This is a genomic window from Streptomyces murinus (assembly GCF_002154555.1).
GTDB lineage: Bacteria > Actinomycetota > Actinomycetes > Streptomycetales > Streptomycetaceae > Streptomyces > Streptomyces murinus.
Window position 1 is genome coordinate 1 of record NZ_MUNF01001000.1, and the last position, 2,011, is coordinate 2,011.

Genomic DNA, 2,011 nt, shown 5'->3' on the forward strand with positions numbered 1-2,011 from the left:
GGTGGTGCCGGTGCCGTGCCCCGCTCGCCGCCGCCCTGGAGGCCGCCGCGGACGGGGCACGGCACCGGCACCACCACAGCGGCCCGCGGGGGCCCGGCGGCCGGGCGTAGTACCCCGGTACCACCCCTTCTGCCCCGTTCAGCCCCCAGTACCACGGGTTTGCGGGGTTTCGGCGCCTAGCGTTGCGGATGAGACGTCAGACGTGACGGACGCCGCCGCCCACGAGGGTGCGGCGGACGCCGCGGTCCGCGACAGAGGGAGCCCGCATGATCGAGGCACGAGGACTGACCAAGAGGTACGGCGAGAAGACGGCGGTCGACGGACTGGACTTCGTCGTCAAGCCCGGCACCGTCACCGGATTCCTGGGCCCGAACGGCGCCGGGAAGTCCACCACCATGCGCATGATCGTCGGCCTCGACGCCCCGACCAGCGGCTCCGTCACCGTGGGCGGCCGCCGGTACGCCGGGCACCGCGCCCCGCTCCAGGAGGTCGGCGCCCTGCTGGAGGCCAGGTCCGTGCACCCCGGGCGCTCGGCCTACCAGCATCTGCGGGCGCTCGCGCTGACCCACGGCATCCCGCGTCGCCGTGTCGACGAGGTGATCGGGCTCGCGGGGCTCGGCAGCGTCGCCGGAAAGCGGGCCGGTTCCTTCTCGCTCGGCATGGGACAGCGGCTCGGCATCGCCGCAGCCCTGCTCGGCGACCCCCGCACGGTGATGCTGGACGAGCCGGTCAACGGCCTCGACCCCGAGGGCGTCCTGTGGATCCGCAACCTGCTCACCTCGCTCGCGGCGGAGGGCCGCACGGTCTTCGTCTCCTCCCACCTGATGAGCGAGGTCGCCCAGGTCGCGGACCATCTGATCGTCGTGGGCCGGGGGCGGCTGCTCGCCGACACGACCGTACGGGACCTGGTGCGCGAGGCGGGCGGTGACAGCGTCCGGGTCGCCACCGAGGACCCGGGACGGCTGCGGGAGGTGCTCGCCGGGCCGGGTGTGGAGATCACCGGCCGGGTCGGCTCGGAAGAACTCCAGGTCAGCGGGTTGAGCGCACGGCAGATCGGGCTGAAGGCAGCCGAACACGGCATCCCCTTGTTCGAACTGAGCACCAGGGCGGTGTCCCTGGAGTCGGCCTTCATGGACCTGACCAGGGACGCCGTCGAGTACCACGGCAGCACGACCGGCGCCGACGCCACCGGTACCACCACCGGCACCGACCGCACCGGGAGCGCCGCATGAGCACCCTGACCGAGACCACCTCAGCCGCGGGGAACTCCGAGGCCGCGCCCGGCCGCCCCGCCTACCGGGTCACCGGGCGCCGCGTCCTGGCCTCCGAATGGGCCAAACTCTGGTCCCTGCGCTCCACCTGGATCACCCTCGGCCTGGGACTGCTGTTCCTCGTCGTCTTCGGCGTCATCGCCGCCTACCGCTACCAGTCCATGATCGGCTCGCCGCGCATGGACAAGGACTTCGCCCGCTCCACGGCCCTCAGCCTCTCCCTCTTCGGCGCCAACTTCGCCCAACTCGCCCTCGGCGTCCTGGGGGTGCTGGTCACGGCGGGGGAGTACTCCACCGGCATGATCCGCTCCACCATGGCGGCGGTACCGCGCCGGCTGCCCGTGCTGTGGTCCAAGGCGGCGGTGTACGGGCTGGTCGCCCTCGTCGTCGGCACGGTCGGCGCGTTCGTCGCCTTCCTCATCGGCAGCCGCGTCGTCTCCGACACCTCCGCCGCCCTGACGATCGGTCACACCGGCGTGCTCCGGGGCCTGTTCGGCGCTGGTCTCTACCTCGGCCTCGTCGGCGTCATCGGTACGGCCCTCGGCGCCCTGCTGCGCTCCGTGGCCGGCGGTATCTCCGTGCTGGTCGCCACCTTCATGCTCGTCCCCGGTCTCGCCTCCCTGCTGCCCAGCTCCTGGCAGGACGGCATCGGCCCCTATCTGCCGAGCAACGCGGGCCAGGCGATGTACGCCCTCACCCACGACGCCACCTCACTGGCCCCCGGCGCCGGGCTCCTGGTC

General features: G+C 72.8%; 2 protein-coding genes. Both read left to right on the forward strand.

Annotated elements, in window-relative coordinates; genetic code table 11:
* Nucleotides 1-266: 266 nt before the first annotated feature.
* Nucleotides 267-1,232, forward strand: a complete 966-nt coding sequence (locus CCN72_RS37230; protein WP_086812685.1) for an ABC transporter ATP-binding protein — start codon at nt 267-269, stop codon at nt 1,230-1,232.
* The coding region (locus tag CCN72_RS37235; RefSeq protein ID WP_086812686.1) for a hypothetical protein at nt 1,229-2,011 on the forward strand (783 nt) is incomplete at its 3' end. The genes CCN72_RS37230 and CCN72_RS37235, both read left to right, overlap by 4 nt.